Genomic DNA, 24,356 nt, shown 5'->3' with positions numbered 1-24,356 from the left:
AAGTATGGACCTACCGCTCGGTAACCAGCTACCAAGGTAAACCTAACTTGCTACCGCCGGTACTAGGAACCGACGGTGAGGCCGACCTTCTGGAACTCCTTGAGGTCGCAGTACCCGGCCTTGGCCATCGACCGGCGCAGACCACCGACCAGGTTGACCGAACCGAACGGATCGTCGGACGGGCCGTTGAGAACCTGATCGAGCGACGGCCGCTCACCCAGCGCGACCTGCAGCAGCGCGCCGCGCGGCAACGACGGGTGCGCCGCGGCGGCCGGCCAGAACCAGCCGTCACCAGGCGCCTCTGCCGCAGCGGCCAAGGGGGTGCCCAGCACCACCGCGTCGGCGCCGCACGCGATGGCCTTGGCCAGGTCGCCCGAGGTGTGGATGTCACCGTCGGCCAGCACGTGCACGTAGCGGCCGCCGGTCTCGTCGAGGTATTCGCGCCGCGCGGCGGCGGCGTCGGCGATCGCGGTGGCCATCGGCACGCTGATGCCCAGGACCTCGTCGCTGGTGGTGGCGCCGTAGGTGGAGCCGTAGCCGACGATGACGCCGGCCGCGCCGGTACGCATGAGGTGCAGCGCGGTGCGGTGATCCTGCACGCCGCCGGCGACCACCGGCACGTCCAGCTCGGAGATGAAGGTCTTCAGGTTGAGCGGTTCACCGTCCTGCGCCACCCGCTCGGCCGAGATGATGGTGCCCTGGATGACCAGCAGGTCGATCCCGGCCGCAACCAGCGTCGGTGTCAGGGCCTGGGCGTTCTGCGGGCTGACGCGCACCGCGGTGGTGACGCCGGCCTCACGCACGCGCGCGACGGCGGCGCCGAGCAGCTCCGGATCCAGCGGCGCCGCGTGAAGCTGCTGCAGCAGCCGGACCGCCGCCGACGGATCGTCTTCCTTGGCCGCGAGCTCGACCACCTGGGCGAGCTTGTCCACGACATCGCGGTGCCGGCCGATCAGGCCCTCACCGTTGAGCACACCGAGGCCGCCGAGGCGGCCCATTTCGATGGCGAACTCGGGCGACACCAACGAGTCGGTCGGGTGCGCCAGGACCGGAATCTCGAACCGGTAGGCGTCCAGCTGCCAGGCCGTGGAAACGTCCTGGCTGGAGCGGGTGCGCCGAGACGGCACGATGTTGATGTCGTCGAGTTCGTAGGTACGACGAGCGGTCCGGCCCATGCCGATTTCAACCATGTCACGCATGTGTGTTGACTTCCCTGTCAGATGGCGCGTGTCAGTTAGCGCGACGAATAGTTCGGTGCTTCGACGGTCATCGTGATGTCGTGCGGGTGGCTTTCCTTCAAGCCGGCCGCGGTGATCTGCACGAACTGCGCCTGCTGCAGTTGTTCGATGGTGGCCGAACCGGTGTAGCCCATGGCGGCCCGCAGACCGCCGGTGAGCTGGTGAATGACGGTGGACAGCGGGCCGCGGAACGGCACCCGGCCCTCGATGCCCTCGGGCACCAGCTTGTCCTCGGACAGCACGTCGTCCTGGAAGTAGCGGTCCTTGGAGTAGGACTTGCCCTGCCCACGACCCTGCATGGCGCCGAGCGATCCCATGCCGCGGTAGCTCTTGAACTGCTTGCCGTTGACGAAGATCAGCTCGCCCGGCGATTCGGCGGTACCGGCCAGCAGCGAACCGAGCATGGCCGTCGAGGCACCGGCGGCCAGCGCCTTGGCGATGTCGCCGGAGTACTGCAGACCGCCGTCGGCGATGACCGGGACGCCGTAGGGGCGGCACGCGGCGGTCGCCTCGAGGATCGCGGTGATCTGCGGGGCGCCGACACCGGCGATCACGCGGGTGGTGCAGATGGAGCCGGGCCCGACGCCCACCTTGACGGCGTCCGCGCCGGCCTCGCACAACGCGGCGGCGGCGGACCGGGTGGCGACGTTTCCGCCCACGACCTCGATCTTCTCGCCGACGGCCTTCTTGAGGCGAGCGACCATGTCCAGCACACCGCGGTTGTGGGCGTGCGCGGTGTCGACGATCAGCACGTCGACACCCGCATCGGCCAGCGTCATGGCGCGGGTCCAGGCGTCGTCACCGACACCGACAGCGGCACCGACCAGGAGACGCCCGTCGCTGTCCTTGGTGGCCAGCGGGAACTGCTCGGTCTTGACGAAGTCCTTGACGGTGATCAGCCCGGTCAGCTTGCCGTGGCCGTCGACGATGGGGAGCTTCTCGATCTTGTGCCGGCGCAGCAGGCCCAGCGCGGCCTCGGCCGAGACGCCCTCCTGGGCGGTGATCAGCGGCGCCTTGGTCATGACCTCGGCGACGGCCTTGTCCTGGTCGACCTCGAAGCGCATGTCGCGGTTGGTGATGATGCCGACGAGCTGCCCGGCCGTGTCCACGACAGGCAGGCCCGAGATGCGGAACCGGGCGCACATGGCGTCGACCTCGGCCAGCGTGTTGCTCGGCGAGCAGGTGACCGGGTCGGTGACCATGCCGGCCTCGGACCGCTTGACGGTCTCGACCTGCGCGGCCTGCTCGCTGAGCGGCAGGTTGCGGTGCAGCACGCCCATGCCGCCGGCGCGGGCCATCGCGATGGCCATCCGCGACTCGGTCACGGTGTCCATGGCCGAGCTGACCAGCGGCACCCGCAGCCGGATGTTGCGCGTCAACTGGCTCGACGTATCGGCGGTGGCCGGGATGATGTCGGACGCCGCGGGCAGCAGCAGAACGTCGTCGAAGGTCAGCCCGAGCATCGCGACCTTGGTCGGATCGTCACCTCCGGTCGGCACCGGAACGGAGATGGGAACGCTGCTTTCAGCGATCGACATGGGTGGGGCCTCCAGGGCAGACACAGTCGTGGAACTAAAAAGCCATCCTATCGGCCCAGACTGTGTGCAACTAACCCCACTCTGTGGCGGCTCGCCGGGGTAACGGCTGGCGCATCGTCGGGGGTGATAAGTAGGGTAGACCTGTGCGTGACCACCTGCCGCCGGGCTTGCCGCCCGACCCGTTCGCCGACGATCCCATGGACCCGTCGGCCGTTCTGGATGCGCTGGAGCCCGGACAACCCCTGGACCCGCAGGAACGCATGGCTGTCGAAGCCGATCTCGCCGATCTGGCAGTGTACGAAACACTGTTGGCGCACAAGGGCATTCGCGGCCTCGTCGTCTGTTGCGACGAATGTCAGCAAGACCATTACCACGACTGGGACATGCTCCGGGCGAACCTGCTGCAGCTGCTGGTCGACGGCACCGTCCGTCCGCACGAGCCGGCCTACGACCCCGAGCCTGATGCCTACGTGACGTGGGACTACTGCCGCGGGTATGCCGATGCGTCGCTCAACGAGGCGACCTCCGAGCACGACGGCTACCGCTGATTTTTTCCGTTGACGTGCCAGACATCACGTCTGGCGGGTTGATGTTGCGCTGAGGGCGAAATCTGGCGAGTAGGCAGCGCCGTGGTTGCAGAGCCAACAGCCGCGTTGCGTTGACCCTGCACTCCGGGCCCCAAAAGCCGAGTAGGCACCGCCCTAGTTACAGAGCCAACAGCCGAACCCAGCCGAATTGCGTTGACGCTGCACTCCGGGCCCCAAAAGCCGAGTAACCAGCGCCCTAGTTACAGGCTCAACAGCCGGACGCAGCCGAGTTCCGTTGACCCTGCAGCCAGGGCCCAAAAGGCCGAGTAACCAGCGCCGCCATTACAGAGTGAACGGCCGCACCCAGCCGAAGTTCGTTGACCCTGCACCCAGGGCCTCAAAAGTCGAGTAGGCACCGCCCTAGTTACAGGCTCAACGGCCGAGTTGCGTTGACCCTGCACCCAGGGCCCAAAAAGCCGAGTAGGCAGCGCCAACATTACAGACTCAACGGCCGAACCGACCGCTGCATGACTTCAGTGCGGCCCGTGTCCCGATCCTGATCCCGATCCTGAGCCTGAGCCTGACCCCGACGGCGCCTGCGTCGTCGTCACGACTGACCGCTCCCGTGTCGGCTCCGGCTGCGCTTCCTTGGTCGTCGGCGCCGCGGTCGGCTGTGCTGCCGGGGCTGTCGGGGCCGGTGTGGTCACCGAGGGCACTGTGACAGTCGGGGCGACGGTCGTGACCGTCTGCGCCGGCGCCGGGTTCTGCGTCGACGGCGCGACGGTGGCCGGCTGCGTGGCCGTCGCGGTCGGCGGGTTGGTGACGGCGGGCTCGCTCGACGGCACGGTGATGGACGATGTCCCGGTCGCGGTCGCTGTCGCGGTCGACGGCACCGTGGACGGCGCGGACGTGGCCGTCGACGACGAGGGCGTCGAGGTCACGGTCGAGCTGCTCGCCGATGACGAACTCGCCGTCTCGGTCGCAGACGTCGCGCTCGACGAGGTAGCCGAGCCAGACGTGCTCGTCGGCTCCGAGGTCGAGGTCGGCGCACTGGTCGACGTCGTGGACGAGTCGGTCGAAGTGGACGTCGTGGATGACGTGGTGGTCGTCGACGTGCCGGATGACGAGGTCGACGACGACGTGGTCTCGACGACCGGCACCGGCAGCAGGGTCAGCGGCGAGGACGGCAGGACCGGCATCGGCTCTCCAGGCGGGGGCAGCGTCGCCGCGGGATCCTGCTCAACCACCTTGTAGGTCAAGGCATTCCACTGCTGGATGAGCTGTTGCTTGTGCTCTGGCGTGTCGACGCTCTGCACGGTCGGGCTCAGCGCCTGCAGCTTCTCCTGCGCCTGCTGCCACTGGCCGTTGTCGATCAGCTGCTGGACCTGTTGCATCTCGGTCTGCGCAGCCAGCATCACCTGGTCGTCACGGCTGGCCTTGTCGGTGCCGAACATCGCGGTGTGCAGGCCGTACAGCGACGAGTTCGGCCCGGCGGCGTAGATCGCGGTGCCGAAGCCACCGAGGCACAGCAGCGCGGCCGCAACCGAGCCGACGATCGTCAGGGATGTCCGAGATTCCTTGCGGTGCAACCCGTTCTGCAATGCGGCGACGGCGTCGCGGGCCGTGACGGGCGTCGTCACCGCGGGTTCGCGAATGCTGTCGCGCCAGTCGGCGAGCAGGAACGCCAGCTCGGCTTCCGTGGAATCCGTCGAGTACGCGTGCTGGTCGGCGGCGAGCGCGTCGAAGAATCGGTCGACGCGCCGAATCTCGTTGAGCGAGGGGTCGCCGCCGCCCGGCGACCATTGTCCGGAGTCAGGCATGGCCGCGCTCCGTCGAACCGATCTCGGTCTTCAAGCGCGCCAACGCGCGATGCTGAGCGACGCGGACCGCGCCCGCGGTGCTGCCGACGGCCTCGGCGGTCTCCTCGGCGCTCATGCCGACGACGACACGCAGGATCAGGATTTCGCGCTGTTTCTCGGGCAGCACCGAGAGCAACCGGTTCATCCGGGCCGCCGAGTCGGCGTCGATGGCCAACTGCTCCGGGCCCAGCTCAGTCGAGGGGCGGTCCGGCAGATCGTCGGTGGCTTCAGCGCGGTTGCGGCCGGCGGCACGATGCGCGTCAGCAACCTTGTGAGCGGCAATGCCGTACACGAAAGCCAGGAACGGCCGTCCCTGGTCCTTGTACCGCGGCAGCGCCGTGATCACAGCTAAACACACCTCCTGAGCCACATCGTCTGCGGAAACACCCTGTCGCTCGCCGACCCCGAATCGCGCACGGCAGTACCGAACGACGATCGGGCGGATGGTTTCCAACACCTTGCGGAGCGCATCGCGATTGCCGGCAACTGCGTCAGCAACGACAGCATCGAGACCATCTCCCGAAAATGTCATCGTGGGCGCAATCTCCAGCGTTACGGACGAGGCAGAGCCGTGGTTGGTATGTCAGGACAACAGTAATGACTGGCGCGGGCTACCAGATTCATCCCGCCCATCGCCCGCCGCGATCGCGCACGCTGGCGGCCGCCGCATCGCGGATCCGGGCCATCGCTTCCGGGCTGTGCCCGGCACTCCCGATATCGCTCAACAAACAGCCCAATGCCCAGGTCAGCGGCACCAACCCGAATTGCTGGGTGCGTTCCAGAGCGGCGTCGGCGACGCGGCGGGACTCGTCGAACCGGCCGGCGCTGCACAGCGCCGCGGCATACACGACGTCGGTTTTCACGGCGTGGCGCGGCGAACCAAGGTCACCGACGAGCGCCCGGGCGCGTTCGGCATGGGCGACCGCGTCCGCGCCACGACCACTGACCATGGCCAGCTCGGCGCTCACCCAGGCCAGCCGGACCCGCTGGCGCGGCACCCCGCTGTGACCGGTGTCGACCGCGGCCCGCTCGAGCAACCGCTGCGCCGCCGCGAAACGGCCGATCCCGAGGGCGTCGGCAGCCAGGCCGACGAGGGCGTCGGCGCGCGCCTCGGCCGCGTCGAGCCGATGGGCGACCAAGGCCCACGCCCGACCGTCGGCAACCCGGGCGAGGCGATGCCAACCGAGCTGCCGGAGAAACGACGCGCGGGTGCTCTGCGCCAGCGACAGCAACGGACCGTGACCTCGCCGCGCCAGGTCATCGAGATCGGCGGCGGCGGCGGCGTATCGGCCCTGACCGCCGGCAGCGACGGCGCGCAGCCACAGTTCGTCGGCCGAGTGCGCCGCCGGCAGCGGCCAGCACGGCAGGTCGTTGCCAAAAGCGGCGTCGTACAGACGGACTGCTGGCGGGTCGGCAGCGCCCGTCCTGGTACCGGTTGCGGTCATCGAGTCAGCACGGTATCAATGCCGCCGCGCCGGTTGGCCGCGTTCTCTCGCCGTGCGAGTTCGGCAGCTTTCGTTAATAATTAATGCGGACCGTGTTAACACCGTGTCAACGACTTCCAATTCCGCCACATATCGACAGACATGGCGAACTGGCGCGAACTGCCGAAACAGGTATCGCCCGACAATTTCGCCACCACTCGTTTCGTTTCCAAAGCATCGCGCAGATGAACGTGATGTAAATTGTTGACCTGCGCTTATGGGGTTTCGCACAGCGCGTGGCTATTGACGGAATTTGCCGAATCCTTCTACTTTGTGTGCACGAGTTGTCATCGGCGACAAGTTCTCGGGTCATTTGCAGATCAACGCGCATCCACAGATTTCCGAATAGGACGCGCGGGGAGGAGTCGTTCCCAATGCCACAGCCGCAGCAGCTTCCCGGACCCAACGCCGATATGTGGGATTGGCAGATGCACGGCGTATGCCGTGGCGTCGACTCAGCGGTGTTCTTTCATCCCGATGGCGAGCGCGGCCGGGCTCGGGCCCAGCGCGAAATGCGCGCCAAGGAAATGTGCCGGGCCTGCCCGGTGATCACTCAGTGCCGGTCGCATGCCCTGGCCGTCGGCGAACCGTACGGCATCTGGGGCGGGCTCAGCGAAGGCGAGCGCGAACTGTTGCTCAAGCGGGGCATCCGCCGCGCGTCGTAGCCGTCAGTCCGGCTCACCGTATTCATCGAACCAATAGGCAAGTTTCCCGCGACGGCTCACCGCGCGCAGTCTGCGCTCGGTGGCCTCTCGGGTGGTGCTGGTGCTGACGATCAGTAACTCATCGCCGGCTTCCAGGCGCGTGTCGGGCTGCGGCACGAAGGTGTTCCCCTTGCGGATGATCAGGGTGATCACGCTCGGATCCGGCAGCCGCAGTTCCAGCACCGTCACGTTGTGCAGCCGCGACTGCGGCAGCACCGTCAGCGTCAACAGCTCCGCGTCGAGCACATCCAGCGGCGCCGCTTCCACCTGAATTTCGCGCGTGACATCACGCCGGATCAGTCCGAGCCGGTGCGCGATCGGCTTCAGACTCGGGCCCTGCACGAGCGTGAACACCACCACCAGCACGAACACGATGTTCAGCAGCCGCTGACTGTCCGGCACCCCGGTGACGATCGGGTAGGTCGCCAGCACGATCGGCACGGCACCGCGCAGTCCGGCCCACGACAGGAATGCCTGCTCCCGCCATGGCACCCGGAAGCCGATCAGCGACAACACCACCGACAGCGGCCGGGCCAACAGCAGCAGTACCAGGCCGATGACGACGGCCGGCACCAGATCGTCACCGAGCTGGCTGGGCGTGACCAACAGGCCGAGCAGCACGAACAGCCCGATCTGGGCCAGCCAACCCAGTCCCTCGGCGAATGACCGGGTGGCCGCGCGGTGCGGCAGACCGGAATTCGCGAGCACCAGGCCGGTCAGGTAGGCCGCGAGGAACCCACTGGCGTGCGTGACCCCACATGCCGCGAACGCCACCGTGCCCAGCCCGAACGTGGCCAGCGGATACAGGCCCGACGCCGGCAGCGCGATCCGGCGCAGCGTGACGGCACCGAGGTAGCCACATAGCAGGCCGATCGCCGCGCCGACCGCCAGCTCGTAGACCAGGTCGACCAACCCGTGCATCGGGTCGAAGGCCAGCGGAACAGCGCTGAACATCAGGACGAGGATGACGGCGGGGGCGTCGTTGAGACCGGACTCGGCTTCCAGCAGGCCCGCCAGCCGCCGGGGCAGCGGCAGCACCCGCAGCACGGAGAACACCGCGGCAGCGTCGGTCGACGAGACGATGGCGCCCAGCAGCAGCGCCAGCTGCCAGTCCATCCCCAACAGCAGATGGGCACCCGCGGCGGTGACGGCCGTGCTGACCGCCACGCCGAGAGTGGCCATCACCGCGGCCGGCGCCAGACTCTTGCGGACTTCACTGAACTTGGTGGTCAGACCACCCTCGATGAGGATGATCGCCAGGGCTGCGGTCCCCAGATCCCGGACCAGGGCGACGTCGTCGAACCGCAGCCCGATGCCGTCTTCGCCGACCAGCACGCCGAGGCCGAGGAACAGCAGCAGACTGGGCAGGCCGACGCGGGTCGCGAGTCGCGTGGCGACGATGCTCGCCAACAGCACCAGCGCCCCGACGAGCAGCACCCGGTTCAGCTGCTCGAGCGTCATCGATCCCCCCATTCCGGTGTGCGGCCGAAGCAAATGTATCTGGGAACTCGCTGCGACCGGCGGTAGGCGACAATGAGGGCGTGAGCACCCGGGGCATGCGCGTGGCGATCGCCGGCGCCGGCGCGGTCGGCCGGTCGGTGGCACAGGAACTCGTCGCCAACGGGCACAAGGTGCTCCTGATCGAACGCGACATCCACAAGTACGAGCCGCACACGGTCCCCGAGGCCGACTGGCTGTGGGCCGACGCCTGCGAGGTGGCCTCGCTGGAGGAATGCGGCGTCGAGATGTGCGACGTCGTGATCGCCGCGACGGGCGACGACAAGGCGAACCTCGCGATGGCGCTGCTGGCGAAGACCGAGTTCAGCGTGCCGCGCGTGGTCGCGCGCGTGAACAACGTCGCCAACGAGTGGCTGTTCACCGAGGACTGGGGTGTGGACGTCGCGGTGTCCACGCCGCACGCGATGGCCGCCGGCGTCGAGGGCGCCATCGACGTCGGCCACCTGGTGCGGCTGATGGGGCTACGTCAGGGGCACGCCAACCTGACGAAATTCACGCTCCCGCCGGACAGCCCGCTGATCGGACGCACCATCGGGGACATGACCCTGCCGCCGAACACCCTGTTGGTGACGGTGCAGCGCGGCAGCAGGATCATCGTGCCCAAATCCTCGGACCATTTCGAGGACGGGGACGAATTGCTTTTCGTCGCAGACGAATCCGGCGACGGCGACATCCGCGACCTCATCCACGGCGCTTAGAGCGCGTAGCAGTACCGGCTCGTCGGCACCGAGTCGAGGTTGGTGTGGGCGCCGAAGCGAATCACGCTCTCGACCATGAGCGTCATGCGCCGTTGCAGTTCCGCATCGTCTCCCCCGGTGCCGTAGAACGCGTGCACATCCGTCATCGCCGCCATGTGGAACAGCTCCTCGACGACGGCGTCGACCCGCTCGGTGCCGTGCACCGTCCGCAGGACGCGGTTCTGCACATAGCCGAACGTGTCCTGGGTGTCGATGGCGACGGTGGTGTGCTGCCCCTGCCAGATCTGCAGCCAGTCGGCCGGATCGAGGTCCGCCGGGATGCGCAGGAAGCCGATCTGCGCCAGTGCCGTTGTGCGAACACCGTTCTCGACGGCGGGCGGCACCAGCCGCACCGTCTCCTCGACCTCCCACCCGGCACTGCGCTCGGCGACCCGGGCCAGCACTGCCGAGACGGCGTCGGGGTCGGTGTCCGCGGCGGTCCACACGCTGACCACCGCCGGCACCGGACTGTCGAAGGTGGTGATGCGCAACATCGCCGCCGCCACGTCGGCGTCGTCGACGTTGACCTGCAAGCGGGTGGCACCTGCGGCGCGCAGTTGCTCATGCAGCTCCGGCGCCCGCAGGGTGGTGTCCAGCCCGGTGCCCCACAGGGCATAGATCAGCTTCACGACGTCAGCCATGCTTGGCCGCCATCGGCTCGGCCTGCATGACGCCGCCGGCCTGCAGCCACTCACCGACGGCACGCGGTGCGTCCCGGACCGGGTTGTAGACGTCCTCCTCCGACGAGAACAGGTTGTCGCCCGCGTAGACGAGGCGGGTGATGTTGGGAAAGCCGAAGACCTTGCCCGGCTCCGTCGGGTGGTCGAGCGCGTTGATGATCTCGGTGACGATCGCCCCGTTCTCCTCATCGATCGCCACCCAGGTGTGCGGGAATCGCATGTGCGGGAACGGCTTCATCACGCCGACGATCCATTCGCGCACCGCCTCACGGCCGTGCATCTCGCCGTAGGCGTGCTCGATGTAGTGGACGTCCTCGGTGAACAGATCGGCGAACGGCGCCCAGTCCCCCGTGCTCGAACAGACCTCGACGACCTTGTGTAGTGCTCGAGCGCGGCCATCAGCTCGTCCCGGGTGAAGCGTGGCATGTGTGGACCTCCAACATAACTAGAATCAATTTCAGTTTTGGGACTCTACCGAACAACTAGAATTCACTCCAGACCCAAAAAGGAGCTGCACGTTGGCACGAATCGCCGAACCCCGCCCGGCCGCCGAGCCCAGCTCCGCCGTGCAGCAGCAGCGGCGCGACGCGATCCTCCAGGCCACCGCGGCCCTTGCTGCCGAGAAGCCCGCCGACCAGGTGCAGATGAACGAAGTCGCCCGCGCGGCCGGGGTCGCACTCGGCACGCTGTACCGCTACTTCCCGTCCAAGACCCACTTGTTCGTCGGCCTCATGGCCGACCGGGTGGACAAGATGCAGGACGGCATCCACCGCCGCAAGGCCCCGGCCGGCACCGCGGCCGACCGCGTGTTCGACGTCCTGTCGCGCGCCACCCGTCCGATGCTGCGCCAACCCCACCTGACGGCCGCCATGCTCAATTCACTGAACACCGCCGACGCGACGGCCGTCGCCGAGGTGGGGCACATCGACCGCCAGGTCCGCAGCATGCTGCTGACCATCTGCGGTGTGGACGATCCAGGGCCGCAAGATATTTCGCTGATGCGACTGGTCCAGCACACCTGGCACGGCATCCTGCAGTCCAGCCTCAACGGGCGGATCTCCGCCGACGAGACCGAAGACGAAATTCAGCTGGCGTGCCGGTTGATCCTGGCCCCGCTGTCCGGGGCCTCCAGTTAGCCTTGTCGTCATGACGACACCACAGCCCGAAGGCACCGTCACCGTCGCCGAGAGCGGCACGGGGACCTACACGCAGGAAATCCTCGCCGGCGGGCACCGGTTGATCGCCGACGAGCCACGCCCGTTCGGCGACGACGCGGGGCCGTCACCCTATGACCTCCTGCTGTCCGCCCTGGGCGCCTGCACCTCGATGACAGTGCGGATGTACGCCGACAAGAAGGGCTGGCCACTGGAACAGGTGCGGGTGTCGTTGCGGCACTCCCGGATTCACGCGAAGGACTGCGCCGATTGTGACATCTCAGCCACCGGCATGATCGACCACATGGACCGCGAGATCGAATTGCTCGGCGACCTCGACGACGATCAGCGCGAAAAACTGCTGGCCATCGCCGAGCGCTGTCCCGTGCACCGGACGCTGACCTCCTCCGTGCACGTCTCCACGTCGTTGCGGCCGGTCAGCTCGCAGCCTGCGTGATGATGTCGTCGACTTCGGCTGCCCGGACGACCATTTCGGCGTGGGCCTTGTCGAGCGCTTCGGCCTGATCCTCGTCGGCCTTCATCATCCCCTCGATGTCGAAGCCGGCCATGTCCAGCACGCCCATGTCCGCGAACGCCTTCTGCACCTTGGGACCCCACAGCCCGATGTCCTTGACAATCGGCACGATTCGGCTGAACAGATGCGACCGGAACTGGCTCAGCATCGGCGCCGTCTCGACCCAGTCGACACACGCCTGCACGTCGAGGCCCAACGCCTCGTAGACCTCGTCGCCCCGTAGCCGGTCCCGCATGAGGTAGCAGGCTTCCACGACGAATTCTTCACGCTCGTTCCGCTCGGCATCACTGATCTGGGAGTAGTAGTCCTTCAACGAGATTCGGCCGAAGGCGACGTGCCGGGCCTCGTCCTGCATGACGTAGGCCAGCACCTGTTTGGCCAACGAGTTGGGCGCCGCCAGGTCGCGTTGCACCCCGAACGCGGCGAGCGCCAGGCCTTCGATGAGCACCTGCATGCCGAGATAGGGCATGTCCCAGCGGGAGTCGCGCAGGGTGTCCTCGAGCAGCACGGACAGGTTCTTGTTGACCGGGTAGACGACGCCGACCTTCTCCTGCAGGAACCGCGAGAAGGTCTCGACGTGCCGGGCTTCATCCATGGTCTGGGTAGCGGCGTAGAACTTCGCGTCCAGGTCCGGCACGACCTCGACGATCTTCGCCGCGCACACCATCGCGCCCTGCTCGCCGTGCAGGAACTGCGAGAATTGCCAGGCCTGCGAATGCTGACGCATCTCGGCACGCCGCTTCTCGTCGGCCGACTCCCACATCGGGCTGCCGAACAGCGGATGGAACTCGTCAGGCAGGCCGATCGGGTTCATCGGATCGACGTCCTGCGACCAGTCGATACGCGACTGCGCATCCCACTGCTTGTCCTTGCCCTTCTGATACAGGGACAGCAGACGTCCGCGGCCGTCGTCATACTCCCAGGTGAAGCGCGCGTCGCCGCCGCTCGGCACATCCCAGGAATAGGGCGAGGGCACCGTCGTGTACTTGTCCTTGGTAGTCATCAACGGCCGCCTCTCTGCGCGCATATGTCCGGACGGAAATATGACCTGTATCACAGTGCGCCGCGGACAGCCGAGCCGTCAACCACTCAGCCCAAGTCGTAACTCTCACGCGAGACGTGGATGAAGTGCCCGGTGGCAGTGTCGGTGCAGGTGACGGCGGCCAGCTCGCTGGCGCAGGTGATCGCACCTTGACTGAAGGTCTGGCCGTAGTCGAGCGTCTTGAGGTTCGAGGCGGTGAAGTTGCTCGCGCCTTCGTAGCATCCGAGCTTTCCGGGATTGCCCTTGCTGACGTAGAACTGCAAACCGCCAAAGTTGAAATCACAGGCCCGGCCGTAGGGACCCATCGTGGATGCCGGCTGCACCCAAGCATGTTCCCGGACTTCGCAATTCACGCCATTGCCGTCGGAGTAGATATCACACACGATGTTCCCCGACGGCGTCACGAATTCATGGTTGGCGGGCACCGGGCCGCCACCGCCGCAGGCGTTCGCCACGGCGGCGAGGGGCAATGCTGCGGTGGCCGCGACCGAGAACGCTGCAATCAGAATGGTCTTCATGGCGACAGCGTGGTGCGCGTCGCTTGGCGGATTCTTGGCGGGGAGATTGTCCGCCTATCGATTGGGCGGGCGCTTCTCGATGAAGGCCAGCACGCCCTCGAGCGCGCTCGGGTCCATCATGTTGCAGGCCATGGTCGCGCCGGCGTCCGCATACGCGGCGTCGATGCCGACCTCGATCTGGCGGTAGAACAGCGACTTGCCCATCGCGACGGCGACGGCGGGCTTGGCGACAATGCTCGCGACGATGGCATCGACTTCGTCGTCAAATGCCTCCGCGGCCGCCACCCGGTTCACCAATCCCAACGCCTTGGCTTCGTCCGCCGAGATGAACTCGCCGGTCACCAGCATCTCGAAGGCGGCCTTCCGCGGGACGTTGCGCGACAGCGCGACTCCCGGCGTGGCACAGAACAATCCGACGTTGATGCCACTGACGGCGAAGCGGGCATCGTGGCTCGCCACCGCGAGGTCGCACATCGCGACGAGCTGACAGCCGGCAGCGGTCGCCAGCCCCTGCACCCGCGCGATCACCGGGACCGGGAGCCGCTGGATCGCGAGCATCACCTCGGTGCACTGGGCGAACAGGCTTTGGTAGTACTCGAGTGAGGGCTCCGCCCGCATTTCCTTGAGATCGTGGCCGGCGCAGAAAGCCTTGCCGGATGCCCCGAGTACGACGGCCCGCACCGTCGCATCGCCGGCGACGGCGGCGAAGGCCTCCCCCAGTTCGGTGAGCATCGCCTCGGACAGTGCGTTGAAGGCTTGCGGACGGTTCAGCGTCAGCGTCACGACCCCGCGGTCATCGCGGTCACGGCGCAGCAGCGGTTCGCTCATCGTCGGACGTTAACACCGATTTTCGACCACGCGGGAGGCCGCGGCGCGATACTCGATTCACCGGCGGACGGAGATCCTCATGGCAGGTCAATTCGAAGGCAAAGTCGCATTCATCACCGGCGCCGCGCGTGGCCAGGGCCGTTCGCATGCCGTGCGTTTCGCCGAGGAAGGCGCCGACATCATCGCCGTCGACCTGTGCGATCAGATTGCGAGCGTCGGTTATCCGATGTCGACCCGCGAAGACCTCGACGAGACCGTCAACCTGGTCGAGAAGACCGGTCGCCGGATCGTCGCGGAAACGGGTGACGTCCGTGACTTCGAAAGACTGAAAGCCATTGTGGCCGACGGTGTTGCCGAGCTCGGCCGGCTCGACTTCGTGCTCGCGAACGCGGGCATCCTCCCGGGCTTCGGGGAACAACGGCACGAGATGGCTGCCTTCGACGATTCCGTCGCCGTGCTGCTCAACGGCGTTTACTACACCATCGAGGCCGCGCTGCCGTACCTACTGAGCCAGGACGAAGGCGGTGCCATCGTGATCACCAGCTCGACCGCCGGACTGAACAGCCTGTGCCCGACGCTCACCAGCCAGAGCCGCGGCATGGCGGGCTACCATGCAGGCAAGCACGGTGTCGTCGGCCTGATGCGTTATTACGCAACGTCTTTGGCGGAGAAGAATATTCGGGTCAATACCGTCCATCCGACGGGCGTGGCCACGCCGATGATCCTCAACGAGGGGTTCGCCGAACTGGTCGCCGAGCACCCCGAGGACGTCACGGGGCTGCAGGCACCCTTGCCGGTCGAGCTGATCGACCCCTCCGATGTCAGCGAGGCGATGGTCTACCTCTGCGGACGATCAGGTCGATACATCACTGGAATCACGCTGCCGGTCGACGGCGGCATCTCGGTCAAGTAGGGCGCCCTCGAGGAAGTACGTCGTCATCGGCCCCTTGCCCTTGACGTCGACCACCTGCGGATCGCTGAACTCATAGCGGTGCTCGAGCAGCGTGTGCGTGGACTCGGATACCTGGATGCGGTGCGGGCGGCCACTGGATTCCATGCGGCTGGCCGTGTTCACGGTGTCGCCCCACAGGTCGTAGATGAACTTGCGCTGACCGATCACGCCCGCGACCACCGGGCCCGACGAGATGCCGATCCGCATCGAGATCGGACTCGGCCAGCTCGATGCCAGGCGGCCTACGGTGCGTTGCATGTCGAGCGCCAGTTCGGCCATCGATGCCGCATGGTCGTCATCGGGGTTGGGCAGGCCCGCGACAGCCATGTAGGCGTCACCGAGGGTCTTGATCTTCTCGATGCCGCGCCGATCGCAGAGCTCGTCGAAAGCGCGGAACATCTCGTCCAGCAGCTGTACGAGCGCCTCTGGCGTCAACGTCTCGGACACCGGGGTGAAGCCGACGATGTCGGAGAACAACACGCTGACGCTGTCCGCCGAGTCGGCGATGGTCAGCGCGCCGTCACGCAGCCGGTCCGCGATCGGTGCCGGCAGCACGTTGTAGAGGATTTCCTCCGTCCGGGCCCGCTCCTGTTCGACTTCACGCTGCCGAAGGAAGTCGATACGTCGCAGCCGCTCCAGCGCATACGCGATCAGCACGCTGATCGCGGACAGTCCCCCGATTTGGGGCACCATCGTGCCGAGCTCGTCCAGGCTGCCCCGGGCAGTCGGCAGTTCCAGGCACACCGCGACGAACACCACGGTGTTGGCCAGCGCGGCGTGCATGCGCAACCTCAGTAGACCGACGGCGCCCAGCAGCGTGACGGTGGCCGACGTCATCAGGTACTGGGTCGGGAAATCGCCGACGCGAGCGAGCACCGGTACGAGCAGCACCTGGATCACCGTCAGCTGCACGACAGCGGCGACCTGCAGACGGTCCTGGAGCGTCCGAATGCGGCGGATCGCCACGATGCCCAGGAGGAAGATACCGATGGTGACCGCGCGGACGATCAGCGCGCCGGGGACGAACCCGCGCAGGACCAGGAAGTCCACGGCCGCGTATACGACGGTGAACAGGATGCCGACCACTTGCGCGAAGGTCGCCGCCCGCAGCCCGTTGGCGTCGTCGTGCGCCCGGAATTCGCGCTCGGAGTCGGCGTCGTCGAACTCCAGCATCCACTTGCGCATGTGGAGTTGGGCATGCCGCTGCTGCACCCAGCACCGCACCGTTTGCGCACCCACAGGGCGAAAATAGCGGAGACGCGGGTCTGGTGTACTCGAGTTCCGCTCGAGCCCGATCACAATGTCGGCCTGAGAGCAGCGCTAACCGTATATACGCCTCAAGGACGCCCTCAGCACGACACTGCGTCCGCGCCCTCCATCGACCGGCCGTCGGCGACCTTGCTATTCGACGATGTCGCCGCGGTATCGCTCGAAAAGTGCCAGGAATTCGGCTCTTTCGGCGTCGGCCACACCGTTCTCGATCAGCACGGCGTCGGCATGCTTCATGTTGGCGTCCCATTCGGCCCCCGAGATCGCCAGTCCTGCATGTGAGGTCTTCATGTCACGCCCGATGTAATGGCACGGCCCGCCGGTCAGCTCGCAGGGCGAACATGTCGTCGATGATCGCCGCGATCACGTCGTAGCCGCCCAGCCGTCGATAGAGCGATGGCATCGTCTCGGTCATCGCCCAAGCATCGCGCCCGCGTCAGGCCGAGGCGGGGAATCGACAAGATTTCGCCAAAGAGTTAATCCTGCCAACCGTGCATCAAATCCTGCCGATCGGAATGCTACTGCCGCACAACTGGTTTCAACGATCAGAGCACCACAACAACCGAAAAAGGGGTTCAAAATGAAGAAGTTCGGCTTTGCCACTCTGATCGCATCGAGCATGACCGCCGCCGTCCTGGGTCTGGCCGTCCCCGCGCAGGCCACCACCGGAACCCCGATCGGTCCCCACTACAGCGTCGACAACCACGACAACTCCAACACCAGCAACGGGTTCTACGACCAAGCGTTCTGATCGCCCCGATGAAGGACCCCCGGCCCACAAGGACCGGGGGTCCTTCATATTGTGATCCGATGGCGGCCAAGAGCATCGACATCGGCGGCACCACCCTGCGGGCGATCGACGACGACGGCGTGGTCGTCGCCCGCGGCATTCCCTATGCCCGCGCCGACCGGTTCGCCGCCCCGGAGCCGGTCGCGGTCGGCCTGGAAGAGATCGACGCCACCGAGCGCGGCCCCGCGTGCCCTCAATTGCCATCGCGTCTGCAGTCCGTCACCGGTGCCGTCGTCGACGGCCTCACGAAGAGTGAGCAGTGCCAGGTGCTCAGCGTCACGGCACCCGCGGATGCCGAAGGACTACCGGTGATGGTGTGGTTTCACGGCGGGGCCTACGTGTCGGGTGGTGGCGAATCCCCGAAGTACGACGCGCAGACGCTGGCGGCCGAACGACGGGTCGTCGTGGTCACCGTCACCTACCGGCTCGGCATCTTCGGGTACCTGAACATCCATGACCCGGAGACGCAGAACCTCGGGCTGCGTGACCAGATCTGCGCGCTGCAGTGGGTCCGCGACAACATCGCGGCGTTCGGCGGCGATCCAGGCCGGGTCACGGTGTTCGGCCAGTCCGCCGGCGGCGATTCCGTGCTGTCGCTGATGTTGTGCCCGGAGACAACGGGCCTGTTCACCCGGGCCATCCTGCAGAGCGCTCCGCTGGGCCTGCCGCGCGAGCGCTCCTCGATGGCCGCCGCGATGCGCACCGCGGCGCTGGCGTCGTTGAAGGGCGTGCCGGCCGTGGAGGCCGACATCGACCAACTGCTCGCGGCACAGCTTGCTGCGCTGGCCGCTGCCCAGCCGTTTGGACGGCTCGGCATGATGGCCTTCGCACCGATTCTCGGTTACGCACCGATGGTTTCCGCCGAACACTTCGAGTCGCAGCTCGCCGACGCGGCAAAGCGAGTCGAGATCCTGGTCGGCTACACGCGCGACGACGGCCGGCCCTTTGTGTCCATGGATCCGCGCGGCGCCCGCGTGCAGCGGCTCGGACCGCTCGGCGCAGTGCTCACCGCGGCGATCGGGCGCAACCTGACCCGCAGCGTATTCGGCAGGCCGGCAATCGATCTCGCCCGCACCTGGGAACGACTGGGTGGACGGTCGGCGACCTTCCGCATCGACTGGGCACCACCGCGAGCACCGCTGGGCGCATGCCATTGCATCGAGCTCCCGCTGCTCCTGGGTGCGGTTGGCTCGTGGCGTGACGCGCCGATGCTCGGTCCCGAGCCACGCACCGTCGACGAAGACCTCGGGCGCCAGATGCGTTCCCTGTGGGCAGGTTTCGCGCATGACGGCATCGCGGCGCTCGGGCAGCGACACCTCGTTTTCGGGTAAGACGAAACCACCCCCGGCCCATCAGGACCGGGGGTGGTTCGTTGGAACTACCTAGTGGGCGTGGCCGTGGTGGCCGTGCCCGTGATCGGCTTCCTCGGCCGGCTTGTCCACGACGGCCGTCTCGGTCGTCAGGATCATCCGGGCCACCGACGCGGCGTTGAGCACCGCGGACCGGGTCACCTTGGCCGGGTCGACGACACCGTCGGCCAGCAGGTCACCGTAGGTCAGGGTGGCGGCGTTGAAGCCGTGGCCGGCGGGCAGCTCGGCCACCTTGTTCACCACGACCGGGCCGTCGAGGCCGGCGTTGGTGGCGATCCAGTACAGCGGGGCCGACAGCGCCGAGGAGAAGACCTCGAGGCCGATCAGCTCGTCGCCGGACAGCGAGCCACGCAGGCTGTCCAGAGCGGCGCGAGCCTGAACCAGAGCGGCGCCACCACCGGTGACGATGCCCTCTTCCACCGCAGCCTTGGCGGCGGCGACGGCGTCCTCGACGGCTTCCTTGCGCTTCTTCAGGTCGGTCTCGGTGGCAGCGCCGACCTTGATGACGGCCACGCCGCCGGCCAGCTTGGCGAGGCGCTCTTCGAGCTTCTCGCGGTCCCAATCCGAGTCCGAGGCCTCGATCTCGCTGCGCAGCTGCGCCTTGCGGCCGTCGATGGCCTCGGCGGTGCCGCCGCCGTCGACGATCACAGTGCTGTCCTTGCTGACGACGACGCGGCGGGCGGTGCCCAGCACGTCGAGGCCGGCCTCGCGCAGCGTCAGGCCCACGTCGGGGTTGACGACCTGGCCACCGGTGACGACGGCGAGGTCCTCGAGGAACGCCTTGCGGCGGTCACCGAAGAACGGCGCCTTGACCGCGACGGCCTTGAGGGTCTTGCGGATGGCGTTGACGACCAGGGTCGACAGGGCCTCACCCTCGATGTCCTCGGCGACGATCAGCAGCGGCTTGCCGGCCTGGGCGACCTTCTCCAGCAGCGGCAGCAGGTCGGGCAGCGAGCTGATCTTGTCGCGGTGCAGCAGCACCAGCGCGTCCTCGAGGACGGCTTCCTGGGCGTCGAAGTCGGTGACGAAGTACGCCGACAGGAAGCCCTTGTCGAAGCCGACACCCTCGGTGACCTCGAGCTCGGTGTTCAGGGTCGAGGACTCCTCGACGGTGACGACGCCGTCGGCACCGACGCGGGTCATGGCCTCGCCGACCAGCTCGCCGATCAGTTCGTCGCGCGACGACACGGTCGCGACCTGGGCGATGGCGGTCTTGTCGGACACCGGCTTGGCCGCGGCCAGCAGGGCCTCGGACACCGCGTCGGCGGCCTTCGAGATGCCCGCGCCGAGCGCGATCGGGTTGGCACCGGCAGCGACGTTGCGCAGACCGGCCTTCACGATGGCCTGGGCCAGCACGGTAGCGGTGGTGGTGCCGTCGCCGGCGACGTCGTTGGTCTTGGTCGCGACGGACTTGACCAGCTGGGCGCCCAGGTTCTCGAACGGGTCTTCCAGGTCGATGTCGCGTGCGATGGTGACGCCGTCGTTGGTGACCTGCGGGCCACCGAAGGCCTTGGCCAGCACGACGTTCCGGCCACGCGGGCCGATGGTCACGCGGACCGCGTCGGCGAGCTTGTCGACACCGGCTTCCATGGCGCGGCGCGCAGCTTCGTTGAATTCAATCTGCTTGCTCATAAAAGTCTTTCTTGACGCCTAACGCATACCGCCCCGAAAACCGCCCGTGCGGACACGGGGATTTCCGGGGCGGGACACGAATGCTTACTTGGAGACGACAGCCAGCACGTCGCGGGCCGAGAGGATCAGGTACTCCTCGCCGTTGTACTTGATCTCGGTGCCGCCGTACTTGCTGTAGATGACGGTGTCGCCCTCGGCAACGTCCAGGGGGATCCGCTTCTCGCCGTCCTCATCCCAGCGGCCGGGGCCAACTGCGACGACGGTGCCTTCCTGCGGCTTTTCCTTGGCGGTGTCAGGGATGACCAGACCGGAAGCGGTCGTGGTCTCGGCCTCGTTGGCCTGAACGAGGATCTTGTCCTCGAGTGGCTTGATGTTGACTGCCACGATGGAAGCCCTCCACTTGGTTGGTATGTCGATCCAGGGCCAATCCCCGGATGCCAGGTTGTTCGGCAAGCGTCCTGACCACACACCGTCGTCGCGGGTGCCGGAGCGCGGTTGGCCGCATGCCACCTAGCACTCTATACACGCGAGTGCTAGCGCTCAAGGGTGGGGCAGTGCCGGATTCAGGCGAACTCGCTGAGAGCAGAATCGGCAGGCTAATCAGCCGCCGGTGACGTGTTGACCAGCAGCAGGTTGGAGGTCGCTCGATGAGTGATGGTGTTGGCCGTTGACCCGAGGACCCGGGCGAAGCCCGCCATGCCACGGTTCCCGATCACGAGAAGGTCGTATTCGGCAGCTGCGAGCACGTCGGCCGGATCGCCGGCCAGCGCGAGCCTCTCGAGCGAGCCGGTGATTCCCAGCTGGGTTTCGACGTCGTTCAGCGTCTCCTCGGCCGCGACGGCGTCGCCGGCCACAGTGACCAGGATCGGCCGGGCCCCGAGTGCGGCCGCCAGGTCGTACCCGGCCTGGACCGCGCGCACCGAGGTGTCGGAGCCGTCGGTGGCCAGGGCGATCGTCTGTACTGCCGAAACCGGCTTGCGCACGAACAACACGTCGACGGGACTGTGGTGCGACAGTTCGTTCGAGGTACTCCCCCAGAACCGGCTGGAGGTGTGACCGAGCCCCGCCGCCCCGACGACGATCAGTGGCCGCTCGGACTGCGCCGCGGCGTCGACCAGGGCGTCGAACGCGCTGCCTTTCACCGGAACCTTGTCGATTGCCATGACGCCCAACGCGGTGAGGTCGACGTCGGCGCCCTCGGCCGTCAGATCCGCCCACGGCTGTTCCCGTCCGCCCGGAACCGAGACGCTGGGTTTCCACGCCGTGACGACGGTGACCGGCGCACCGAGGGCAGCGGCCACCACGCCGGCGACGGTGACCGCGTCGGTCGCCTCGTCGGATCCGTCGGTGCCGACGACGATTCGGGAGTAGGACGTCATGGTGATCACGCTCCGAACACGAGGATGTGGACGGCGCCGACGAGGATGCCCAGGAGTCCACCGTGGGCGTACAGCAGCCAGGCGTCCTGCTCGATGGCCGAGTACAGCATCTCGCCGAACTTGTCGGGCGGCAGCGCCCGGAACTTCTCGGTCGCGAACGTCTCGATCTTCTTGGCCTGGGTCTTGTTGAATCCGGGGTCGTAGAGGACGCTCGGGGCGAAATCGACCAGCTTGTCGCCGGCGCCGCGTTGCAGCCCTTCGACATCGACGACACCGAACGATTTGCGGGCGACGACGAGGTACGGGCCCAGGATGCGTTCGGCCTCTTCGCCGACCGCGGACTGGATCAGCGCACGGGTCTTCTCCGCGCTGGCGCCGTTGAGCAGTTCGTGCGCGAAGTTCTTGACGGTCAGGACCTGCAGCGACAACATCGTGGCGAGTTCGTGGGCGGCCTGGTGCTGACGCTTCGCGAAAAGTCCTTGCTTCCAGAGATATTTGTATCGGGGCTGCGGCTCGCCGGGCTCGAACACGACCTTGATCGCGATGATGTTGACGATGATGCCGATCACCGCGGCCCCGCCGAGCACCCACAGCCAGGTCGGCAGGAAGTGCAGGATCGAGTCGAGGAATCCCGGTAGGTGGATCGCGAAACCGCCATGGGCCGCTGCGTGTTCGCGCGCCTCATCGCTGGAGTAATAGATCAGCGACAGCCACAGTGCGAGCAGCACACCGAACGGAAAGCCCAGTGCGCCGATGCGCACCATGAAGCGCAGTTCGGGCACCGCCATGCCTTTGATGATGTCCCGCAACACTTCTGGGTTGCGGCGCAGGAAGTTGACGGTCATCAGCTTGACGTTGAGCAACTGGTCGATGTTCTCGCCGATCTTGGCGAAGGCGCGCTTGGAAATGGTCGGTAACTCGGCGTCGACGGTCTGCAGCACCTCGTCTTTCAGTGGCTGTGGGAGCGAGCGCCACATCTGCGGATGCCGGGCCTCGATGATCTCGGTGGTCAGTCGGCCGATGTCCGGTCTGGCCGCCACTGCAATGGCTTTGGCGAGTTTGTCGGGATTGAGTTGTGCGTAGAAGTCCGAGATCTTGCCGATCCGGGCTATGGAAGTGTCGACGATGAGGCTGGCCATCTTCTCGGCGCGACACGGAATGAATCCCTGGAAACCCAGAATTCCGTTGGGCGCGAAGGTGGGCAGAATCTGGACCTTACGGGGAAGAAAGGGAAATATCCGTTTCAGGCCCGGCACATAGAAGCCGGTGAACCGCACGGGCGCGAACAACATGATGACGCCGGTCCAGTTGGTGATCAAGCCGGCAATCGCGCTGAAGATCGGCACGCTGATGATGTCGACTACGAATTTCGATTGTCCGGTGAGCTCCTCCCAATCAAGAAAGGGCCCGGCGGCGAGCGTTGTCATGGCATATCCCTGGGCTTGTCGGGGTCGGATCAGTGCTTGGGTTTGTGCGCGGCGGGATCAGGTGGGCCTTTCCCGATGATCTTGTCGCCGCGCTCATCGGTGGCCCAGCCCCCGGCGTTGTAACCGTCGGTGTCGATGCAGACTTCGCAGAACTGTTTGCCGAAATCCGACAGATAGATGCTGCGGTACACGCTGATCGTCTTGGGTATCACCTCGGTCACCTCGAGCGCCCGCGGTTGCACCTCGAGCAGCGCATAACGCCGGTAGTCCGCGACTGGCTCAGACGAAAAGCGCACCAGGCCAAGGCGATTGAGGTTCGCGAGATAACGTTGGTCGGACTCCGGCCAACGGCATCCGGCCATGTCGGCGATCATGTTCACGCCGCTGACGAGCCGCTCGGAGCCGACCTGGAACATCGTCTTCGTCCGGATGTCGATGGACGGCTGAGTGCCTGCGACGGCCAGAAAGCGCAGCATCCGAACTTCGTCCGGCGCAAGCTCATTGAGAATCTGGCTGAATGCCGGATGCCGGTGTGATTGTTTACGTGTGGGCTTCTGCGACTTGGCAATCAGCTCGTCGCCCCAGTGGCGCAGATCAGCGTCGCTGTCATGCTTCGCGTCCTTCTTGTCGCCGTCGCGGTGTTCGGACTTCTTCTTGACGGCGTCGCCGGAGCCACCCATCACTCGGCGTACCGGCGTGACGGCGACGCGCTTCAGGCCGCCGAAGATTCCCGGGTTCACGTCCGGCAACGCGTCCGGCGCCACGACGGGCAGCACAGCGGTTGCAGCAGTGGCACTTTCGTCGCCATCGTCAATATCGTCGCTGTCATCGGCAGCATCCGCCGGCGATGAGATCGCTGCCGGTGTCGGATGCGTCTCGCGTCCGGGCAGCCGGCTCAGAATGTTGACGACCTTGAACAGGTCGCCGGCTGCGGCCCGGGTCGATTGCACGGCGGCCGCGATGTCACGCGCGGTGTCGATGCCCAACTTGGTGAGCGGATCGACTATGGCGTCCAACGGATTACTGCTCTGCTCTTGATCGCGATCGTCGGATTTTGGACCGTCGCTCATGATTCGCCTCCGTTGGACTGTGCGAGTAATTATCCAAAGGACCGGCTCGCTCATATGCGTTTCGCAGTGATCCAAAAACTACGGGCGTGAGGGCAGGCGAACTAC

The 24,356-nt window shown here is 66.6% G+C and carries 26 protein-coding genes and 1 pseudogene; 8 read left to right on the top strand and 19 right to left on the bottom strand.

Annotation, left to right across the window (positions count from 1 at the left end; genetic code table 11):
- Positions 1-62: 62 nt before the first annotated feature.
- Together G6N46_RS24985 and guaB are read right to left on the bottom strand one after the other, a co-directional pair.
- Positions 63-1,199: a GuaB3 family IMP dehydrogenase-related protein gene (locus G6N46_RS24985; protein ID WP_138250353.1), complete on the bottom strand. Its 1,137-nt coding sequence runs from the start codon at positions 1,197-1,199 to the stop codon at positions 63-65.
- 35 nt (positions 1,200-1,234) lie between these two features.
- On the bottom strand, positions 1,235-2,776 hold the full coding sequence (gene guaB / locus G6N46_RS24980; protein WP_061001648.1) for an IMP dehydrogenase: 1,542 nt from the start codon (positions 2,774-2,776) through the stop codon (positions 1,235-1,237).
- A 143-nt stretch (positions 2,777-2,919) separates the two neighbouring features.
- Here guaB and G6N46_RS24975 point away from each other — a divergent pair, with 143 nt between their 5' ends.
- On the top strand, positions 2,920-3,324 hold the full coding sequence (locus G6N46_RS24975) for a DUF5319 domain-containing protein (protein WP_020102483.1): 405 nt from the start codon (positions 2,920-2,922) through the stop codon (positions 3,322-3,324).
- Positions 3,325-3,836: 512 nt separating this feature from the next.
- Here G6N46_RS24975 and G6N46_RS24970 read toward each other — a convergent pair.
- The 3 genes from G6N46_RS24970 to G6N46_RS24960 all read right to left on the bottom strand — a co-directional run bounded on the left by G6N46_RS24970 (position 3,837) and on the right by G6N46_RS24960 (position 6,607).
- Positions 3,837-5,123, bottom strand: a complete 1,287-nt coding sequence (locus G6N46_RS24970; RefSeq protein ID WP_138250354.1) for an anti-sigma-D factor RsdA — start codon at positions 5,121-5,123, stop codon at positions 3,837-3,839.
- Complete coding sequence (locus G6N46_RS24965) at positions 5,116-5,694, bottom strand: sigma-70 family RNA polymerase sigma factor (RefSeq protein ID WP_138250355.1); 579 nt, start codon at positions 5,692-5,694, stop codon at positions 5,116-5,118. The genes G6N46_RS24970 and G6N46_RS24965 overlap by 8 nt, the downstream gene beginning before the upstream one ends.
- Before the next feature lie 88 nt (positions 5,695-5,782).
- Positions 5,783-6,607: a tetratricopeptide repeat protein gene (locus G6N46_RS24960; protein ID WP_138250356.1), complete on the bottom strand. Its 825-nt coding sequence runs from the start codon at positions 6,605-6,607 to the stop codon at positions 5,783-5,785.
- A 413-nt stretch (positions 6,608-7,020) separates the two neighbouring features.
- On the opposite strand from G6N46_RS24960, the gene G6N46_RS24955 reads away from it, so the two are divergent.
- The gene (locus G6N46_RS24955) at positions 7,021-7,311 is read left to right on the top strand and encodes a WhiB family transcriptional regulator (RefSeq protein WP_029105464.1); all 291 of its coding nucleotides are present in this window, start codon (positions 7,021-7,023) and stop codon (positions 7,309-7,311) included.
- A 3-nt stretch (positions 7,312-7,314) separates the two neighbouring features.
- Here the strand turns inward: G6N46_RS24955 and G6N46_RS24950 are convergent, their stop codons facing one another.
- Entirely contained in the window at positions 7,315-8,811 is a 1,497-nt protein-coding gene (locus tag G6N46_RS24950) for a potassium/proton antiporter (RefSeq protein WP_138250357.1), read from the bottom strand.
- A 95-nt stretch (positions 8,812-8,906) separates the two neighbouring features.
- Between G6N46_RS24950 and G6N46_RS24945 the strand changes: the two genes are divergently transcribed.
- On the top strand, positions 8,907-9,566 hold the full coding sequence (locus G6N46_RS24945) for a potassium channel family protein (protein WP_138250583.1): 660 nt from the start codon (positions 8,907-8,909) through the stop codon (positions 9,564-9,566).
- Here the strand turns inward: G6N46_RS24945 and G6N46_RS24940 are convergent.
- Together G6N46_RS24940 and G6N46_RS24935 are read right to left on the bottom strand one after the other, a co-directional pair.
- The gene (locus G6N46_RS24940; RefSeq protein WP_138250358.1) at positions 9,563-10,246 is read right to left on the bottom strand and encodes a hypothetical protein; all 684 of its coding nucleotides are present in this window, start codon (positions 10,244-10,246) and stop codon (positions 9,563-9,565) included. The genes G6N46_RS24945 and G6N46_RS24940 overlap by 4 nt on opposite strands.
- Positions 10,239-10,711 (bottom strand): annotated as a pseudogene (locus G6N46_RS24935) (nuclear transport factor 2 family protein). The gene G6N46_RS24940 and the pseudogene G6N46_RS24935 overlap by 8 nt, the downstream one beginning before the upstream one ends.
- Before the next feature lie 92 nt (positions 10,712-10,803).
- Between G6N46_RS24935 and G6N46_RS24930 the strand changes: the two are divergent.
- Positions 10,804-11,421, top strand: a complete 618-nt coding sequence (locus G6N46_RS24930; RefSeq protein WP_226519384.1) for a TetR/AcrR family transcriptional regulator — start codon at positions 10,804-10,806, stop codon at positions 11,419-11,421.
- Between the two features lie 10 nt (positions 11,422-11,431).
- Positions 11,432-11,896: an OsmC family protein gene (locus G6N46_RS24925; RefSeq protein WP_138250359.1), complete on the top strand. Its 465-nt coding sequence runs from the start codon at positions 11,432-11,434 to the stop codon at positions 11,894-11,896.
- Here the strand turns inward: G6N46_RS24925 and G6N46_RS24920 are convergent.
- The 3 genes from G6N46_RS24920 to G6N46_RS24910 form a co-directional block, all read right to left on the bottom strand.
- On the bottom strand, positions 11,877-12,977 hold the full coding sequence (locus G6N46_RS24920; protein WP_138250360.1) for a ferritin-like domain-containing protein: 1,101 nt from the start codon (positions 12,975-12,977) through the stop codon (positions 11,877-11,879). The genes G6N46_RS24925 and G6N46_RS24920 overlap by 20 nt on opposite strands.
- 86 nt (positions 12,978-13,063) lie before the next feature.
- Positions 13,064-13,534, bottom strand: coding sequence for a hypothetical protein (locus G6N46_RS24915; RefSeq protein WP_138250361.1), 471 nt, complete (start codon positions 13,532-13,534; stop codon positions 13,064-13,066).
- Positions 13,535-13,588: 54 nt separating this feature from the next.
- Positions 13,589-14,362 carry an enoyl-CoA hydratase gene (locus G6N46_RS24910; RefSeq protein WP_138250362.1) on the bottom strand — a complete coding sequence of 258 codons (774 nt, stop codon included), beginning with the start codon at positions 14,360-14,362 and terminating at the stop codon, positions 13,589-13,591.
- A 79-nt stretch (positions 14,363-14,441) separates the two neighbouring features.
- On the opposite strand from G6N46_RS24910, the gene G6N46_RS24905 reads away from it, so the two are divergent.
- Positions 14,442-15,275, top strand: coding sequence for a mycofactocin-coupled SDR family oxidoreductase (locus tag G6N46_RS24905; RefSeq protein ID WP_138250363.1), 834 nt, complete (start codon positions 14,442-14,444; stop codon positions 15,273-15,275).
- On the opposite strand, the gene G6N46_RS24900 is transcribed toward G6N46_RS24905, so the two are convergent.
- From G6N46_RS24900 to G6N46_RS28985, 3 genes are all read right to left on the bottom strand, one after another.
- A complete protein-coding gene (locus tag G6N46_RS24900; protein WP_138250364.1) occupies positions 15,216-16,553 on the bottom strand; it encodes an adenylate/guanylate cyclase domain-containing protein in 1,338 nt (445 codons plus the stop codon). The genes G6N46_RS24905 and G6N46_RS24900 overlap by 60 nt on opposite strands.
- A 162-nt stretch (positions 16,554-16,715) precedes the next feature.
- Positions 16,716-16,874, bottom strand: a complete 159-nt coding sequence (locus G6N46_RS28880) for a globin family protein (RefSeq protein WP_234880753.1) — start codon at positions 16,872-16,874, stop codon at positions 16,716-16,718.
- Position 16,875: 1 nt separating this feature from the next.
- A complete protein-coding gene (locus G6N46_RS28985; RefSeq protein ID WP_268815740.1) occupies positions 16,876-16,998 on the bottom strand; it encodes a hypothetical protein in 123 nt (40 codons plus the stop codon).
- Between the two features lie 165 nt (positions 16,999-17,163).
- Here G6N46_RS28985 and G6N46_RS28325 point away from each other — a divergent pair, with 165 nt between their 5' ends.
- Both G6N46_RS28325 and G6N46_RS24890 read left to right on the top strand, forming a co-directional pair.
- Positions 17,164-17,334 carry a hypothetical protein gene (locus G6N46_RS28325; RefSeq protein ID WP_167526434.1) on the top strand — a complete coding sequence of 57 codons (171 nt, stop codon included), beginning with the start codon at positions 17,164-17,166 and terminating at the stop codon, positions 17,332-17,334.
- Between the two features lie 59 nt (positions 17,335-17,393).
- The gene (locus G6N46_RS24890; RefSeq protein ID WP_138250365.1) at positions 17,394-18,704 is read left to right on the top strand and encodes a carboxylesterase family protein; all 1,311 of its coding nucleotides are present in this window, start codon (positions 17,394-17,396) and stop codon (positions 18,702-18,704) included.
- Between the two features lie 51 nt (positions 18,705-18,755).
- On the opposite strand, the gene groL is transcribed toward G6N46_RS24890, so the two are convergent.
- From groL to G6N46_RS24865, 5 genes are all read right to left on the bottom strand, one after another.
- Positions 18,756-20,375, bottom strand: coding sequence for a chaperonin GroEL (groL, locus tag G6N46_RS24885; protein ID WP_138250366.1), 1,620 nt, complete (start codon positions 20,373-20,375; stop codon positions 18,756-18,758).
- Between the two features lie 84 nt (positions 20,376-20,459).
- The gene (groES, locus tag G6N46_RS24880) at positions 20,460-20,762 is read right to left on the bottom strand and encodes a co-chaperone GroES (protein WP_029367666.1); all 303 of its coding nucleotides are present in this window, start codon (positions 20,760-20,762) and stop codon (positions 20,460-20,462) included.
- Positions 20,763-20,971: 209 nt separating this feature from the next.
- A complete protein-coding gene (locus tag G6N46_RS24875; protein WP_138250367.1) occupies positions 20,972-21,754 on the bottom strand; it encodes a universal stress protein in 783 nt (260 codons plus the stop codon).
- A 5-nt stretch (positions 21,755-21,759) separates the two neighbouring features.
- Positions 21,760-23,181: a DUF445 domain-containing protein gene (locus G6N46_RS24870; RefSeq protein ID WP_138250368.1), complete on the bottom strand. Its 1,422-nt coding sequence runs from the start codon at positions 23,179-23,181 to the stop codon at positions 21,760-21,762.
- Between the two features lie 29 nt (positions 23,182-23,210).
- Positions 23,211-24,305: an Abi-alpha family protein gene (locus G6N46_RS24865; RefSeq protein ID WP_138250369.1), complete on the bottom strand. Its 1,095-nt coding sequence runs from the start codon at positions 24,303-24,305 to the stop codon at positions 23,211-23,213.
- Between the last annotated feature and the right edge of the window lie 51 nt (positions 24,306-24,356).

Source organism: Mycolicibacterium phocaicum, assembly GCF_010731115.1.
Classification (GTDB): Bacteria; Actinomycetota; Actinomycetes; order Mycobacteriales; family Mycobacteriaceae; genus Mycobacterium; species Mycobacterium phocaicum.
Note: the sequence above shows the minus strand (reverse complement) of the source record. Positions and strands in the feature narration are given on the sequence as shown.

What these genes read in the sequence shown, in the direction of transcription:
- G6N46_RS24985 (WP_138250353.1), bottom strand. Translation starts at nt 1,199, where the DNA reads ATGCGTGACATGGTTGAAATCGGCATGGGCCGGACCGCTCGTCGTACC.
- guaB (WP_061001648.1), bottom strand. Translation starts at nt 2,776, where the DNA reads ATGTCGATCGCTGAAAGCAGCGTTCCCATCTCCGTTCCGGTGCCGACC.
- G6N46_RS24970 (WP_138250354.1), bottom strand. Translation starts at nt 5,123, where the DNA reads ATGCCTGACTCCGGACAATGGTCGCCGGGCGGCGGCGACCCCTCGCTC.
- G6N46_RS24965 (WP_138250355.1), bottom strand. Translation starts at nt 5,694, where the DNA reads ATGACATTTTCGGGAGATGGTCTCGATGCTGTCGTTGCTGACGCAGTT.
- G6N46_RS24960 (WP_138250356.1), bottom strand. Translation starts at nt 6,607, where the DNA reads ATGACCGCAACCGGTACCAGGACGGGCGCTGCCGACCCGCCAGCAGTC.
- G6N46_RS24955 (WP_029105464.1), top strand. Translation starts at nt 7,021, where the DNA reads ATGCCACAGCCGCAGCAGCTTCCCGGACCCAACGCCGATATGTGGGAT.
- G6N46_RS24950 (WP_138250357.1), bottom strand. Translation starts at nt 8,811, where the DNA reads ATGACGCTCGAGCAGCTGAACCGGGTGCTGCTCGTCGGGGCGCTGGTG.
- G6N46_RS24945 (WP_138250583.1), top strand. Translation starts at nt 8,907, where the DNA reads ATGCGCGTGGCGATCGCCGGCGCCGGCGCGGTCGGCCGGTCGGTGGCA.
- G6N46_RS24940 (WP_138250358.1), bottom strand. Translation starts at nt 10,246, where the DNA reads ATGGCTGACGTCGTGAAGCTGATCTATGCCCTGTGGGGCACCGGGCTG.
- G6N46_RS24925 (WP_138250359.1), top strand. Translation starts at nt 11,432, where the DNA reads ATGACGACACCACAGCCCGAAGGCACCGTCACCGTCGCCGAGAGCGGC.
- G6N46_RS24920 (WP_138250360.1), bottom strand. Translation starts at nt 12,977, where the DNA reads ATGACTACCAAGGACAAGTACACGACGGTGCCCTCGCCCTATTCCTGG.
- G6N46_RS24915 (WP_138250361.1), bottom strand. Translation starts at nt 13,534, where the DNA reads ATGAAGACCATTCTGATTGCAGCGTTCTCGGTCGCGGCCACCGCAGCA.
- G6N46_RS24910 (WP_138250362.1), bottom strand. Translation starts at nt 14,362, where the DNA reads ATGAGCGAACCGCTGCTGCGCCGTGACCGCGATGACCGCGGGGTCGTG.
- G6N46_RS24905 (WP_138250363.1), top strand. Translation starts at nt 14,442, where the DNA reads ATGGCAGGTCAATTCGAAGGCAAAGTCGCATTCATCACCGGCGCCGCG.
- G6N46_RS28880 (WP_234880753.1), bottom strand. Translation starts at nt 16,874, where the DNA reads ATGAAGACCTCACATGCAGGACTGGCGATCTCGGGGGCCGAATGGGAC.
- G6N46_RS28985 (WP_268815740.1), bottom strand. Translation starts at nt 16,998, where the DNA reads ATGACCGAGACGATGCCATCGCTCTATCGACGGCTGGGCGGCTACGAC.
- G6N46_RS28325 (WP_167526434.1), top strand. Translation starts at nt 17,164, where the DNA reads ATGAAGAAGTTCGGCTTTGCCACTCTGATCGCATCGAGCATGACCGCC.
- G6N46_RS24890 (WP_138250365.1), top strand. Translation starts at nt 17,394, where the DNA reads ATGGCGGCCAAGAGCATCGACATCGGCGGCACCACCCTGCGGGCGATC.
- groL (WP_138250366.1), bottom strand. Translation starts at nt 20,375, where the DNA reads ATGAGCAAGCAGATTGAATTCAACGAAGCTGCGCGCCGCGCCATGGAA.
- G6N46_RS24875 (WP_138250367.1), bottom strand. Translation starts at nt 21,754, where the DNA reads ATGACGTCCTACTCCCGAATCGTCGTCGGCACCGACGGATCCGACGAG.
- G6N46_RS24870 (WP_138250368.1), bottom strand. Translation starts at nt 23,181, where the DNA reads ATGACAACGCTCGCCGCCGGGCCCTTTCTTGATTGGGAGGAGCTCACC.
- G6N46_RS24865 (WP_138250369.1), bottom strand. Translation starts at nt 24,305, where the DNA reads ATGAGCGAGCCGGTCCTTTGGATAATTACTCGCACAGTCCAACGGAGG.